Origin of the sequence: Streptomyces sp. NBC_00669 (genome assembly GCF_036226785.1) — a bacterium.
Taxonomy (GTDB): Bacteria; Actinomycetota; Actinomycetes; order Streptomycetales; family Streptomycetaceae; genus Actinacidiphila.
Genome location: NZ_CP109018.1, coordinates 2,455,438 through 2,469,260, shown reverse-complemented (window position 1 = coordinate 2,469,260; position 13,823 = coordinate 2,455,438). Strand labels below are relative to the sequence as shown.

The 13,823-nt window shown below is 71.9% G+C and carries 16 protein-coding genes; 14 read left to right on the top strand and 2 right to left on the bottom strand.

The genetic code is table 11. The features are described 5' to 3' along the window. Positions 1–7 precede the first annotated feature (7 nt). Positions 8–1,555: a signal recognition particle protein gene (ffh, locus tag OG896_RS09775; RefSeq protein ID WP_329364216.1), complete on the top strand. Its 1,548-nt coding sequence runs from the start codon at positions 8–10 to the stop codon at positions 1,553–1,555. Positions 1,556–1,707: 152 nt separating this feature from the next. Next, on the top strand, positions 1,708–2,280 hold the full coding sequence (locus OG896_RS09770) for a GNAT family N-acetyltransferase (RefSeq protein ID WP_329364213.1): 573 nt from the start codon (positions 1,708–1,710) through the stop codon (positions 2,278–2,280). 91 nt (positions 2,281–2,371) lie between these two features. On the opposite strand, the gene OG896_RS09765 is transcribed toward OG896_RS09770, so the two are convergent. Next, complete coding sequence (locus tag OG896_RS09765; RefSeq protein ID WP_329364211.1) at positions 2,372–2,875, bottom strand: DUF402 domain-containing protein; 504 nt, start codon at positions 2,873–2,875, stop codon at positions 2,372–2,374. A 105-nt stretch (positions 2,876–2,980) separates the two neighbouring features. After that, entirely contained in the window at positions 2,981–3,964 is a 984-nt protein-coding gene (locus tag OG896_RS09760) for an SAM-dependent methyltransferase (protein WP_329364209.1), read from the bottom strand. Positions 3,965–4,201: 237 nt separating this feature from the next. Here OG896_RS09760 and proS point away from each other — a divergent pair, with 237 nt between their 5' ends. The 12 genes from proS to OG896_RS09700 all read left to right on the top strand — a co-directional run bounded on the left by proS (position 4,202) and on the right by OG896_RS09700 (position 13,688). Continuing rightward, positions 4,202–5,614 carry a proline--tRNA ligase gene (gene proS / locus OG896_RS09755; RefSeq protein ID WP_329364208.1) on the top strand — a complete coding sequence of 471 codons (1,413 nt, stop codon included), beginning with the start codon at positions 4,202–4,204 and terminating at the stop codon, positions 5,612–5,614. Positions 5,615–5,940: 326 nt separating this feature from the next. Then, on the top strand, positions 5,941–6,531 hold the full coding sequence (locus tag OG896_RS09750) for a hypothetical protein (protein WP_328470008.1): 591 nt from the start codon (positions 5,941–5,943) through the stop codon (positions 6,529–6,531). 148 nt (positions 6,532–6,679) lie between these two features. Next, entirely contained in the window at positions 6,680–7,120 is a 441-nt protein-coding gene (gene rpsP / locus OG896_RS09745) for a 30S ribosomal protein S16 (protein WP_329364205.1), read from the top strand. Positions 7,121–7,122: 2 nt separating this feature from the next. Next, entirely contained in the window at positions 7,123–7,362 is a 240-nt protein-coding gene (locus OG896_RS09740; RefSeq protein WP_093716568.1) for an RNA-binding protein, read from the top strand. 162 nt (positions 7,363–7,524) lie between these two features. Continuing rightward, positions 7,525–8,199, top strand: coding sequence for a ribosome maturation factor RimM (gene rimM / locus OG896_RS09735; protein ID WP_329364202.1), 675 nt, complete (start codon positions 7,525–7,527; stop codon positions 8,197–8,199). A gap of 1 nt (position 8,200) precedes the next feature. Next, the gene (trmD, locus tag OG896_RS09730; protein ID WP_329364200.1) at positions 8,201–9,022 is read left to right on the top strand and encodes a tRNA (guanosine(37)-N1)-methyltransferase TrmD; all 822 of its coding nucleotides are present in this window, start codon (positions 8,201–8,203) and stop codon (positions 9,020–9,022) included. A 147-nt stretch (positions 9,023–9,169) separates the two neighbouring features. Further along, positions 9,170–9,520, top strand: coding sequence for a 50S ribosomal protein L19 (gene rplS / locus OG896_RS09725; RefSeq protein ID WP_328470019.1), 351 nt, complete (start codon positions 9,170–9,172; stop codon positions 9,518–9,520). Positions 9,521–9,565: 45 nt separating this feature from the next. Continuing rightward, positions 9,566–10,270, top strand: a complete 705-nt coding sequence (gene lepB / locus OG896_RS09720; protein WP_329364198.1) for a signal peptidase I — start codon at positions 9,566–9,568, stop codon at positions 10,268–10,270. After that, entirely contained in the window at positions 10,263–11,420 is a 1,158-nt protein-coding gene (lepB, locus tag OG896_RS09715; RefSeq protein ID WP_329364196.1) for a signal peptidase I, read from the top strand. Before lepB (OG896_RS09720) ends, lepB (OG896_RS09715) begins: the two co-directional genes overlap by 8 nt. Next, positions 11,323–12,498 (top strand): signal peptidase I, encoded by a 1,176-nt coding sequence (lepB, locus tag OG896_RS09710; protein WP_443056982.1) that lies wholly within the window; start codon positions 11,323–11,325, stop codon positions 12,496–12,498. The genes lepB (OG896_RS09715) and lepB (OG896_RS09710) overlap by 98 nt, the downstream gene beginning before the upstream one ends. 34 nt (positions 12,499–12,532) lie before the next feature. After that, positions 12,533–13,273 (top strand): signal peptidase I, encoded by a 741-nt coding sequence (lepB, locus tag OG896_RS09705; protein WP_328470025.1) that lies wholly within the window; start codon positions 12,533–12,535, stop codon positions 13,271–13,273. Between the two features lie 88 nt (positions 13,274–13,361). Then, positions 13,362–13,688, top strand: a complete 327-nt coding sequence (locus OG896_RS09700) for a DUF2469 domain-containing protein (protein ID WP_033173060.1) — start codon at positions 13,362–13,364, stop codon at positions 13,686–13,688. Positions 13,689–13,823: the final 135 nt, after the last annotated feature.

Genomic DNA, 13,823 nt, shown 5'->3' with positions numbered 1-13,823 from the left:
GACCACCGTGTTCGACACTCTGTCTGATCGCCTCGCGAATACCTTCAAGAGCCTCCGGGGCAAGGGCCGCCTGAGCGAGGCGGACATCGACGCCACCGCGCGCGACATCCGTATCGCGCTGCTGGAAGCTGACGTCGCGCTCCCCGCGGTGCGGGCCTTCATCGCCAACGTCAAGCAGCGTGCGCTCGGCGCCGAGGTCTCCCAGGCGCTGAACCCGGCGCAACAGGTGATCAAGATCGTCAATGACGAGCTGGTCACCATCCTGGGCGGTGAGACCCGGCGGCTGCGCTTCGCCAAGCAGCCGCCGACCGTGATCATGCTGGCCGGCCTCCAGGGCGCCGGCAAGACCACGCTCGCCGGCAAGCTGGGCCAGTGGCTGAAGAAGGAGGGCCACACCCCGCTGCTGGTCGCCTGTGACCTCCAGCGCCCGAACGCGGTGAACCAGCTCTCCGTCGTCGGCGAACGCGCCGGCGTCGCGGTCTACGCGCCCGAGCCGGGCAACGGCGTCGGCGACCCGGTCAAGGTCGCCCAGGACTCCATCGAGTTCGCCAAGACGCAGCAGTACGACATCGTCGTGATCGACACCGCCGGCCGGCTCGGTGTCGACCAGGAGATGATGCGGCAGGCCGCGGACATCCGCGACGTCACGCACCCCGACGAGATCCTGTTCGTGGTCGACGCGATGATCGGCCAGGACGCGGTGAACACCGCGGAGGCCTTCCGCGACGGCGTCGGCTTCGACGGCGTGGTGCTCTCCAAGCTCGACGGCGACGCCCGCGGTGGCGCCGCCCTGTCGATCGCGCACGTGACCGGCAAGCAGATCATGTTCGCCTCCAACGGCGAGAAGCTGGACGACTTCGACACCTTCCACCCGGACCGCATGGCGTCGCGGATTCTGGGCATGGGCGACGTCCTGTCGCTGATCGAGAGGGCCGAACAGACCTTCAGCCAGCAGCAGGCCGAGGAGATGGCCGCCAAGCTGGCGAAGGGCCCCAAGGAGTTCACGCTCGACGACTTCCTGGCGCAGATGGAGCAGGTCCGCAAGATGGGCTCCATCTCCAAGCTGCTCGGCATGCTGCCGGGCATGGGCCAGATCAAGGACCAGATCAACAACCTGGACGAGAAGGACGTCGACCGCACCGCCGCGATCATCAAGTCGATGACGCGTGCCGAGCGGGCCGACCCGCACATCATCAACGGCTCGCGCCGGGCCCGGATCGCCAAGGGTTCGGGTGTCGAGGTCAGCGCGGTCAAGAGCCTGGTGGAGCGGTTCTTCGAGGCGCGCAAGATGATGTCGCGGATGGCGCAGGGCGGCGGCATGCCGGGGATGCCCGGGATGCCGGGCATGGGCGGCGGTCCCGGCCGGCAGAAGAAGCAGCAGAAGCAGGCCAAGGGCAAGCGGCAGTCGGGCAACCCGATGAAGCGCAAGGCCGAGGCGGCCGCGGCCGCTGCCAAGCGCGAGCAGCAGCAACAGGGCGGCGAGGACGGTGGGCTCGGCCTGCCCGGCGGCAAGGACTTCGAGCTGCCGGACGAGTTCAAGAAGTTCATGGGCTGACGCCGCTCGCCTCCAGGGCGCGCGGCCGTGGCGGCCGGGCCCCTGGAGAGCGCCCGGCCGGCGTGTCCGGCCGGGCGGGCGGGGCTGCGGTGGGCGGCTCTCCGCACGTGGACGGCGCGCGGCGTCAGGGGGCTTCCTGCGATGATGTGACCATGCGTATTTCGATCCGCGAGCCCCGGGCGGGTGACGCCGAGGCCCACCGCGCCGCCGTCCTGCGGTCGGACCGGCACCTGCGGCCGTGGAACCCGGTCGAGCCGGACGCGCTGCCCGAGCTGCTGCGGCGGCAGGGCGCCGGCCTGCGGACGTACCTGATCGTCGATGACGACGACGCGGCCGGGAACCCGGACGGGGCCGGGGGCGCCGGCGCGGCCCGTGGGACCGGCGGGTTGGTGGGTACCTGCAACGTCGCCAACATCGTGCTGGGCCGCTTCCGCAACGCCGCGCTCGGCTACGACAGCTACCTGCCGTACGCGGGCACCGGGCGGATGACGCTCGGTCTGCGGCTGGTGGTCGACCGCTGCTTCAGGGCGCGGCCCGACGGGCTCGGGCTGCACCGGCTGGAGATCAACGTCCAGCCGGACAACACCCGTTCACTCGCGATGGCCCGCCGGCTCGGCTTCCGCCACGAGGGCTTCTCGCCGCGGATGCTGTTCATCAACGACGCCTGGCGGGACCACGAGCGCTTCGCGCTGACCGCCGAGGAGTGGGAGGGCCCGACCGCCTAGCGCGGCAAGGCAGCCGGTCAGTGCGGCAAGTCAGCGCGGCAAGGCAGGGCGGCAAGGGCGCCTGGTTGGCGCGGCAAGGGCCCCGGCCGGCTCACAGCAGGGACGCCAGCCCGGCGTCGGTGGCCACCCGCTCCAGCTCGTCCAGGGCGCGCACCGCCGCCTCGGCGGCCGCCGGGTCCCGCCCGGCCAGCCCGCTCGCCTCGAACTCGTCCTCGTCCAGGCGCAGGACGTCGCCGCCGTCGGCGGACACCCACAGGTCGAGGTCCAGGTCCTCGGAGAGCAGCGTGGCCTCCTCGACGGCGACCGGGCGGGTGATGTCGCAGTACCAGCCCTTCAGGGCGCCGGCCGGGTCCCGCACCTCCTTGATCGCGTACCAGCGGTCGCGCCAGTAGTGCTCGGTGAAGACGTCGCCGGGTTCGAAGCGGACGAAGCCGAAGTCGCGGACGGTGGGCAGCGACCAGGGCGCGGTGACGGTCACGCGGACTCCGTCGTCGGAGCGCACGGTGGCGTCGTAGCGGACCTTCTCCCGTCCGGCCTTGACCAGGCGGACGACGGCGGGGGTGTCGGGGGACAGGGGAGCGGGGTGCGTCGGCATGCGGCCACTCTCGCCCGAAGGACTCGGGAGCGGCCAGCCGTTTTCCGGGTGGCGGGCGGTGGTGCGGAGCTGCCGTGCCGCGGCTGGGCGTTCCCGGATTCGGGGTCAGGTGCGGGCGATCAGGTAGCGGAAGACGTTCTCCATCCGTACCGACCCGTCGGGCCGGCGGTAGGGGTGCAGGGCCTCGGCGAGTTCCTTGTCGACCTGCTGGTGGTCGGTGGCGGCGACGGCCGCGTCGAACAGCCCGGTGGACAGCAGGCCGCGGACCGCGCTGGGCAGGTCGGGGTAGCCGAAGGGGCACGAGACGCGCCCCGAGCCGTCGGGCCGCAGTCCGGCCGTACGCGCCAGGTCCTCCAGGTCGTCGCGGCCGCTGAGCCGCAGGGCGGGGGCCGCGGCGCCGCGTGGCTCGGCCAGCCGTGTGGCGACCTTGAGCACGTGGGAGGTCGCGCAGCGCTCGGGCGGGCCCCAGCCGGCCAGCACGACGGTGCTGCCGCGCCGCGCGGTGCGTGCCACCGCGGCGAGCGCGGGCCCGAGTTCGGCGGCGGGCGCGGCCGGTTCGAAGGCGGTGACGACGTCGTAGCCGCGGCCGGGCCAGGAGCCGGGCCGCTCCACGGCGGGCTCCCCCGCGCCGCTGGGGGCGTCGGGCGCGGGCGGCGGTGTCCTGCCGTTTCCGGCGCTCGCGGCCCCGCTGAGCGCGGGGGTCCTGGCCGCCAGGGCGACCGTGCCGCGCGGTCGGTCGGTGCGCGGGTCCGCCGTGCGCAGGTCCGCGAGGCGCAGGTCGCCGGCGAGCAGTCGCGTACGGTGCTCCGGCGGGCGGTCGCGCTCCCTCGCCGCCAGGCGTTCGCGGGCCAGGGCCAGCCGTTCGGCGTCACGGTCGTGGCCGATGACGGCGGCGCCCCGCGCGGAGGCGAGCATCAGTGCCAGACCGCTGCCGCACCCCAGGCCGAGCAGCCGGGTGCCGGCCCCGACCTCCAGCCGGTCGTACACCGTCTCGTAGAGCGGAACGAGCATCCGTTCCTGGATTTCCGCCCAGTCCCGCGCCCTGCCCCGCGTGCCGGGCCTGGAGCCGCGATAGAGCGTAGCCGTCATGGAAGAGCTCCCATCAGCCGACCGGAACCGCTTTCTGCTCCCCGTGCTGTGGTGCCAGGGGCCGTACTCGTCCCTGCATGCCAGACAACTGCCGTTTCGCGCCCCCGTCCAGAGGGCGGGGGACGCGTTCTCGTGAACTTCCGGCGACGCCCGTGTTTCACGCGGCTCGCGTGCGCCGGCGTGCGCTCGGCGATGGCCGATTCACGCTGGGGTGGCACGGGGCCTTACCATCGGCCCATGGCTAAGGCTCCCGTTCTCACCCCTCAGGCGGACGACTTCCCGCGCTGGTACCAGGACCTGATCAACAAGGCCGAGCTGGCCGACAACGGACCGGTGCGCGGCACCATGGTGATCAGGCCGTACGGCTACGGTCTGTGGGAGCGGATGCAGGCCGACATGGACGCGCGGATCAAGGCGGTCGGCGCGCAGAACGCGTACTTCCCGCTCTTCATCCCGCAGTCCTACCTCACCCGCGAGGCCGAGCACGTGGAGGGCTTCGCGCCGGAGTTGGCGGTGGTGACGCACGGCGGCGGCAAGGAGCTGGAGGAGCCGATCGTCGTCCGGCCGACGTCCGAGACGATCATCAACGAGTACTTCTCCAAGTGGGTGCAGAGCTACCGCGACCTGCCGCTGCTGATCAACCAGTGGGCGAACGTGGTGCGTTGGGAGCTGCGGCCGCGGCTGTTCCTGCGCACCACGGAGTTCCTGTGGCAGGAGGGGCACACCGCGCACGCCACCCAGGACGACGCCCGCGAGTTCGCCTCCCGTATCCAGTACGACGTGTACGGCGACTTCATGGAGAACGTCCTGGCGATGGACGTGGTGCCGGGCCGCAAGACCGTCAAGGAGCGGTTCGCGGGCGCGATCAACACCCTCACCCTGGAGGGGATGATGGGTGACGGCAAGGCGCTCCAGCTGGGCACCAGCCACGAGTTGGGGCAGAACTTCGCGAAGGCGTTCAACACGTCGTACCTGTCCAAGGAGGGCACCCAGGAGCACGTCTGGCAGACGTCCTGGGGGAGCACCACGCGGATGATCGGCGCGCTGGTGATGATGCACGGCGACGACAACGGGCTGCGGGTGCCGCCGCGGCTGGCGCACGTGCAGGTCGTGGTGATGGCGATCAAGGACGACGAGGCCGTCGTGGCGAAGGTGCACGAGGTCGGCGAGAAGCTGCGCGCGGCCGGGATGCGGGTGGTCGTGGACGACCGCACCGACACCCCCTTCGGGCGCCGCGCGGTCGACTGGGAGCTCAAGGGCGTGCCGCTGCGGGTCGAGATCGGCCCGCGCGACCTGGCCGGCGGCACCGCGATGGTCGCCCGCCGCATCCCCGGTGGCAAGGAGCCGGTCTCCCTGGACGCGCTGGAGACCCTGCTGCCCAAGGCGATGGAAGAGGACCAGGCGCGGCTGCTCCAGGAGTCCCGCGACCGCCGGCTGTCCCGGACCGTGGACGTGGCCACGGTCGCCGAGGCCGCCGAGGCCGCGGCCACCGGCTGGGCCCGCATCCCGTGGGCGGACCTGGGGTCGGAGGGCGAGGCGAAGCTGGCCGAGCAGGGCGTCTCGGTGCGCTGCCTGGTCGCCGAGGACGGATCGGTGCCCGTCGCCGACGACGCCCCCGGGACCGTGGCCATCGTGGCCCGCGCCTACTAGGGCCGCGGCAACCAGGCCGGCGCCACCGGGCCCGCCAGGCCCGCGTCGGGCCACGGGCCGGGCCTCGGGTCGGGCGTCGGGCCTCGGGCTCATCCGCGCCGGCCGGTTCCCTCCGGCGTCCGCTGACCGATCAGCGGTGTACGGAATATGTTCATACGTCCGCGCTTGGGGCGGGTGCGCAGGTTCACCGGTGTTACTCCGGTCCCTCCGCACCCGCCCTGCGTCATGCGTATCCATGCGCAACATCCGGAACTGACCGATCAGTGCAAATTAATTGGGCTAGCCCGGAATCGGAACACCGGGGGCGCCCGGCTCGTTGTCACGGCGTGAGCACGACACCACCTGTTCTCGCCGCCGAGCTGGCAGTCGCCTGGGCCGATATTCAACGGCACCATCCCGAGCTGCCCGATCTGGCCGCGCCCGAGTCCCTGATCGGAGAGTCCTCGTCCGCCTGCGGCACCGAGCTCTCCTTCGAAAGGCTGCTGCACGAGGCTGTGCACGGGATCGCCGCGGCCCGCGGCATCCGCGACACCTCACGCGCCGGCCGCTACCACAACCGCAGATTCCTCGCCATCGCCGACGAGATGGGCCTGGACCACGCCGACGAGCCGCATCCCAGCAGCGGCTTCTCGCTCGTGGTGATGCGCCCCGACACCCGTAAGCGCTACCGGGGCACCATCGAGCGGCTCCAGCGCGCTCTGAAGGCGCACACCGTGGCCACCACCGCCGACACCGCCCGCTCCTTCCGTGGACCTGCCGCCCGGCACGGCTCCTCGGGCGGCGGCGTGCGCGTCAAGGCCGTCTGCGACTGCGGGCGGAATGTCCGGGTGGTGCCCTCGGTGCTGGCCCAGGCCCCGATCATGTGCGGAGCGTGCGGGCAGCCGTTCCGTATCCCGGAGGTCGTTGGGGTCGGCTGACTGTGGCACAATGTTTAGCTGAGAACTCGACAGCCGTGCAGGAACCCTCTCTCCTTCGGCTGACGCGTCCGTCGGGCGCACGACTTCCACAACCCCACGTGGGCCGTCCGTGTGCCCAAACACGTCAACTTCAGGAGAACCCACTCCCGTGGCAGTCAAGATCAAGCTGAAGCGCCTGGGCAAGATCCGCGCGCCTCACTACCGCATCGTCGTCGCCGACTCCCGTACCCGCCGTGACGGCCGGGCCATCGAGGAGATCGGTCTGTACCACCCCGTGCAGAACCCGTCGCGCATCGAGGTCGACTCGGAGCGCGCGCAGCACTGGCTCTCCGTCGGCGCGCAGCCGACCGAGCCCGTGCTCGCCATCCTGAAGCTGACCGGCGACTGGCAGAAGTTCAAGGGCGAGCCCGCCCCGGCCCCGCTGCTCCAGCCGGAGCCGAAGGCCGACAAGCGCGCGCTGTTCGAGGCCGCCGCCAAGGACACCGCCGACGAGCCGAAGGGTGAGGCGATCACCCCCAAGGCCAAGAAGGCTGACAAGAAGGCCGACGACGCCGAGGCCACCGCCTCTGCCGAGTCCACCGGGGCCTGAGCGTGCTTGAGGAGGCCCTTGAGCACCTCGTGAAGGGCATCGTCGACAACCCCGACGATGTGCAGGTCGGCATGCGGACCCTGCGCCGAGGCAGTGTGCTGGAGGTCCGGGTGCACCCCGACGACCTCGGCAAGGTCATCGGGCGCAACGGCCGCACGGCCCGCGCGCTGCGCACCGTCGTCGGCGCTCTCGGCGGCCGTGGTGTCCGCGTCGACCTCGTCGACGTGGACCAGGTGCGCTGAGCGCGCCCTGCCGTGCCCCGCACGTGCCGGCGTTCGCCGCGGGCACATCGGGTTTTCGTTGCACCGGGCCGGAGGCGGCTACACCGCCTCCGGCCCGGTGCGTTTCCGCCGCGCCCCTCAGGTGCGGTTCCCACCGTTCCCACAGCGGGAGTTGAGCAGGACGTGCAGCTCGTAGTCGGCCGGATCGGACGCGCCCACGGCATCAAGGGCGAGGTGAGCGTCGAAGTGCGCACCGACGAGCCGGAACTGCGGCTCGCGCCCGGCGCCGTACTGGCCACCGACCCGGCCGCCACCGGGCCGCTCACCATCGCCACCGGCCGGGTGCACAGCGGCCGCCTGATGCTGCGCTTCGAGGGCGTCAGCGACCGCAACGGCGCGGAGGCGCTGCGCGGCACCATGCTGATCGCCGAGGTCGACCCGGAGCAGACCCCGGAGGACCCCGAGGAGTTCTACGACCACCAGCTCATCGACCTCGACGTGGTGACCGTGGACGGCCGCGAGGTCGGCCGGATCACCGAGGTCTCGCACCTGCCGTACCAGGACCTGCTGGTGGTGGCGCGCACCGGCGGCGGCGAGGTGCTGGTGCCGTTCGTCATGGAGATCGTGCCCGAGATCGACCTGGACGCGCAGCGGGCCGTGATCGACCCGCCGCCCGGGCTGCTGGACGAGGCGGACGCCCAGGTGGCCAGTGCTCAGGCCGATGCCGATGCCGATGCCGAGGTCGAAGCCGAGGTCGAAGCCGGTGAAGGTGCCGGCGCGGGCGCCGAGAACGCCGCCAGGGACGAGGGTGACGCGTCCGGTGCGGGCGACGCGCGGCGCGAGAGCGACGGCGCCTGACATGCGGATCGACGTCGTCACGATCTTCCCCGAGTACCTCGAACCGCTGGACGTCTCCCTGGTCGGCAAGGCCCGCGCGGCCGGCCGCCTCGACGTCCGCGTGCACGACCTGCGCGGCTGGGCGGGCGACCGCCACCACACCGTGGACGACACCCCGTACGGCGGCGGCCCCGGCATGGTGATGATGACCGGCCCCTGGGGCGAGGCCCTCGACCAGACCATCGCCGACGGGTACGAACAAGGCGCCCACGAGCCCGTGCTGGTCGTCCCCACCCCCAGCGGCCGCCCCTTCACCCAGGCGACCGCCGTGGCGCTGTCCCGGCGCCCCTGGCTCATCTTCACCCCGGCCCGCTACGAGGGCATCGACAGCCGCGTCACCGCCGAGTACGCCACCAGGATGCCGGTCCACGAGGTCTCCATCGGCGACTACGTCCTGGCCGGCGGCGAGGCCGCCGTCCTGGTCGTCACCGAGGCCGTCGCCCGGCTGCTGCCCGGCGTCCTCGGCAACGCGCAGTCGCACGCCGACGACTCCTTCGCCCCCGGCGCCATGGCCGACCTGCTGGAGGGCCCGGTCTTCACCAAGCCGCCGGCCTGGCGCGGCCGCGGCATCCCCGAGGTGCTGCTCAGCGGCCACCACGGGAAGATCGCCCGCTGGCGCCGCGACGAGGCGCTGCGCCGTACGGTCGCGCACCGGCCCGACCTGATCGAGCGCGCCGACCCCGCGGCCTTCGACAAGAAGGACCGCGAGATGCTCAGCATCCTGGGCTGGCAGCCGGGTCCCGACGGCCGATTTGGGCGCAACCCCGACGCCGTGGAAGAATGACCCGCTGTTGCCTGCCCGGCGCGCGCCCCTGCCACAGGGGGACAGCCGCCGCCCGGTGCCGGGCGACCGCACCGTAGGACAACCCGAACATCCAAGACGACATGCCGTCGATGACCTGTGGCATCGGCGAGGAAGCGACGAACGACCATGACCAACCTCATCGAGAGCGTCAACAGCGCCAGCGTGCGCACCGACGTGCCGGCCTTCCGCCCCGGCGACACCGTCAACGTCCACGTGCGCGTCATCGAGGGCAACCGCTCCCGTGTGCAGCAGTTCAAGGGCGTCGTCATCCGCCGCCAGGGCGCGGGCATCAGCGAGACCTTCACGGTCCGCAAGGTCAGCTTCTCCGTCGGCGTCGAGCGCACCTTCCCGGTGCACACCCCGATCGTCGAGAAGATCGAGGTCGTCACCCGCGGCGACGTGCGCCGCGCGAAGCTGTACTACCTCCGTGAGCTGCGCGGCAAGGCCGCGAAGATCAAGGAGAAGCGCGACAACTGATCGTTTGACTCTCCCTTGGGGCGGGCCGGATAAGCTTCCGCCCCGATGGACAGCGAAGCAGTGACCCCGGAGCGCGACCGTTCCCCCACCGCCGACGAGGCGGACTTGGAGGAGCGGTCGCGTTCCGTCATGAGGGAGCGCCTCGCCGACTGGTGGGACGACTGGAACCGCACGCTGCTGCTCGCTCTCGCCTGCTGCGCGGCGCTGCTGCTGGTCAGCCACTTCGTGGTGGAGCCTTTCGAAGTGCCCAGCTCCTCCATGGAGAACACGCTGCGGATCGGCGACCGGGTGCTGGTCGACAAGCTGGCGTACCGTTTCGGCGGCACGCCCCGCCGGGGAGACGTGATCGTGTTCGACGGCAAGGACTCCTTCTCCACCACCAGTGGCACCGACTACGTCAAACGCGTGATCGGTGTCGGCGGCGACCGCGTCACCTGCTGCGACGCCCAGGGCCGGGTCAGCGTCAACGGCCACGCGCTCGACGAGACCTACCTGCACCCCGGGAACGCGCCCTCCAGCGAGCCGTTCGACATCGTGGTGCCCCCGGGCCGGCTGTGGGTGATGGGCGACCACCGCGCGGACTCCGCCGACTCCCGCGAGCACCTCGGCGACCCTGGCGGCGGCACCGTACCGGTCGGCGAGGTGATCGGCCGCGCCGAGTGGATCGCCTGGCCGCCCGGCCACTGGACCCGGGTGCGCCGCCCCGCCGTCTTCTCCGACGTGCCCGCGCCGGCCGGCTCGCATGGGTAACCGGGGGCGGCCGCGTGGCACCGACGCGCCGCCCGCGCCGCCGGTCAGCGGCAGCCGGGTGGAGCGGCGCAAGCTGGCCCGCAAGGTCAAGCGCAAGAGGCGCCGTTCGATGGCCCGCGAGGTGCCGCTGCTGATCGTGGTGGCGCTGGTGATCGCGCTGGTGCTGAAGACCTTCCTGCTCCAGGCGTTCGTGATCCCGTCCGGCTCGATGGAGCAGACCATCCGGATCGGCGACCGGGTGCTGGTGGACAAGCTGACCCCGTGGTTCGGCGCCGAGCCGCACCGCGGTGACGTGGTGGTCTTCAAGGACCCCGGCGGCTGGCTCCAGGGCGAGCCCGCGCCCAAGCCGGACCCGGTGGTGATCAAGCAGGTCAAGCAGGTGTTCACCTTCATCGGGCTGCTGCCGGCCTCCGGCGAGCAGGACCTGATCAAACGGGTGATCGGCGTCGGCGGCGACACGGTGAGCTGCTGCGACGCCCAGGGGCGGCTGACGGTCAACGGCAAACCGCTGGACGAGCCGTATCTGTATCCGGGCAACCCGCCGTCGATGATCAAGTTCACCGTGCACGTACCGCTCGGTCGGTTGTGGGTGATGGGCGACCACCGCTCGGACTCGGCGGACTCGCGCTACCACATGCAGCAGGTCATCGACGGCAAGCGCACCGAGGGCACCATCGCGCAGAACCTGGTGGTCGGACGGGCCTTCGTGATCGGCTGGCCGATCGGCCACTGGGGGCGGCTGAAGGAGCCCTCGACCTTCGGTTCGGTGCCGCAGGCGGACGCGGCGATCCCCGCCCGCACAGCCGGCACCACTATGGTGGATGGGGCCGGCGGCTCGGCCAACAATGCTCAAAGGACCGACCCGCTCCCGACTCCTGCGGAACTCCCGCTCGTTATGGGAATGGTGGGCCTGCGCCGGTTCCGGGGCAGGCGTCGATATCGAATGAGGAGTGGATGTGGGGGACCTGGTGGTCGGCGCGCGGTCCGGTTCCGGCGAGCCCGAGAAGGGGGACGGCCCGGTGCCCCCTGCGGACGGCACGGAGGCCGATGGCGTGGTCCCCGAGGAGACGACTCGGAACGGTGCGCATGGCGTCCCGTCCGCCGGCAGGGTCCCCGGACCTTCCGACGGCGGCTACGCCGGCGGCTATGACCCCGGCCGGGACGCCGGGGCGGAGGGCGGATACCCACCCGTCGGCGCGGGCGGCAACGGATACCAGGCCGGCTACGACCAGGGCCCGGACTACGGCCAGGGCGCGGGGTACGAACCCGGGTACGTCCCGGTGGCGGGCACCAGGCCGGAGGACGTGGGCGGCGTGAGCGGCGACGGCGCGCGGCGCCACGACTCCGGCGGCCCCGACGAGCCCGGCGCCGCAGGTGGCGGCGGCGACTCGTCCGGCGGCGAGCCCGCACACGCCGCCGAGCGCAAGCCCCGCTCCTTCTGGAAGGAGCTGCCGCTGCTGATCGGCATCGCGCTGGTGCTGGCGCTGATCATCAAGACCTTCCTGGTGCAGGCGTTCTCCATCCCGTCCGACTCCATGAACAACACCCTGCTCAAGGGCGACCGGGTGCTGGTCGACAAGCTGACGCCGTGGTTCGGCTCCACGCCGAGCCGTGGCGAGGTCGTGGTCTTCCACGACCCCGGCGGCTGGCTGCCGGAGAACCCGCCGCCGAGCAGCAACCCGGCGGTGCGCGGCCTGCAGAAGACCCTCAGCTTCGTCGGCCTGATGCCGTCGGCCGAGGAGAAGGACCTGATCAAGCGGGTGATCGGGGTCGGCGGCGACACCGTCAGCTGCAAGGGCACCGGCCCGGTGATGGTCAACGGCAAGCCGCTGAACGAGCCCTACGTCTTCCCGGGCAATACCCCGTGCACCCCGGACATGCCGTTCACCGTCCACGTGCCCAAGGGCCGGATCTGGGTGATGGGCGACCACCGCCAGGACTCGCTCGACTCCCGCTACCACGTGGGCATGTACAAGGGAAAGCACACCGACGGCACCGTCTCGACCAAGCAGGTCGTCGGCCGCGCGGTCGTGGTCGCCTGGCCGATCAACCGCTGGGACTGGCTGGGCATCCCCGGCACCTTCTCCCAGTCGGGGATCAACGCGGCCGGCACCGCGGGCCCGGCCGCGGTGGGCGTGGCGGGTGCGATCCCGCTGGTGATGCTGCGGCGGCGCAGGCTGCTGCGCAAGCATGAGGCGGCGGGCGCGTCCGAGGGCGCGGAGGGCTGACCGGGGCGCGTACCGACGGGTAGGGTGCGGCTCCATGAGCGCGACACGTACGAGCAGCGGCAGAGCGATAGCCCAGGGCCGCGGCGGGACCGGGCACAGACTGTCCGGGATCGCCGTGGCCCTGGGCTGCGTGCTCTTCCTGGGCGGTTTCGGCTGGGCCGCGGTCGTCTACCGCCCCTACACGGTGCCGACCAGCTCGATGGAGCCCACGGTCAGCCCCGGCGACAAGGTGCTGGCCCAGCGGATCTCCGGCGACCAGGTGCACCGCGGCGACATCGTGGTCTTCAAGGACAAGCTGTGGGGCGACCTGCCCGAGGTCAAGCGGGTGGTCGGGGTCGGCGGTGACACGGTCTCCTGCTGCGACGCGCGCGGGCGGCTGATGGTCGACGGCAAGGCCGTCGACGAGACCTATCTGGCCGCGCCCGGCCTGGCGTCGGCGTCGAAGTTCGACACGAAGGTGCCCAAGGGCGAGCTGTTCCTCGTCGGCGACAACCGCGCCGTCTCCGAGGACTCCCGGCTGCGGCTGGACGACGCCCAGCGTGGCTCGGTGCCGGCCTCCGACGTGAAGGCCCGGGTGGAGGCCACCGCGTGGCCGCTGAGCCGGGTGGGGACGGTGCAGCGCACCTCCGCCTTCGACGGGCTCTCCGGCGGCGGAGCGTCCCCTCACGGCCCGCTGCGCTGGCTGGCGGCGGCGATCGTGGCCGGGGTGCTGCTGATCCTGGGCGGGGCCGCGTACACCCCGCTGGCCGGCCTCGTCCGGCGGCGGGCGGGCTGACGCTCCCACAGCGATACGGCGGTGTGCGGCTCCGGTGGTCTTCCGGTAGCGCACAATGGGGTCACGTACGGCTGAAGGGGAACATGCCATGAGCGCCGAGGACCTCGAAAAATACGAGACCGAGATGGAGCTGAAGCTCTACCGGGAGTACCGCGACGTCGTCGGCCTGTTCAAGTACGTGATCGAGACCGAGCGGCGTTTCTACCTCACCAACGACTACGAGATGCAGGTGCACTCGGTCCAGGGCGAGGTGTTCTTCGAAGTGTCGATGGCCGACGCGTGGGTCTGGGACATGTACCGGCCGGCTCGCTTCGTCAAGCAGGTCCGGGTGCTGACGTTCAAGGACGTGAACATCGAGGAGCTGAACAAGGCGGACCTCGATCTGCCGTCGGACGACTCGGGATTCAACAGCTGAGGATGGGATGGGCTCGGGTTGAGCCGGGACGGCCGGGCCGGGGTGGGTCGGCCGTCCCGGGTGGGTCGGGCCGGGGTGGGCCGGCTGTCCGGGGTGGGTCGGGCCGGCCCGGTGGGAGCGTCGTGGCGCGGCGCG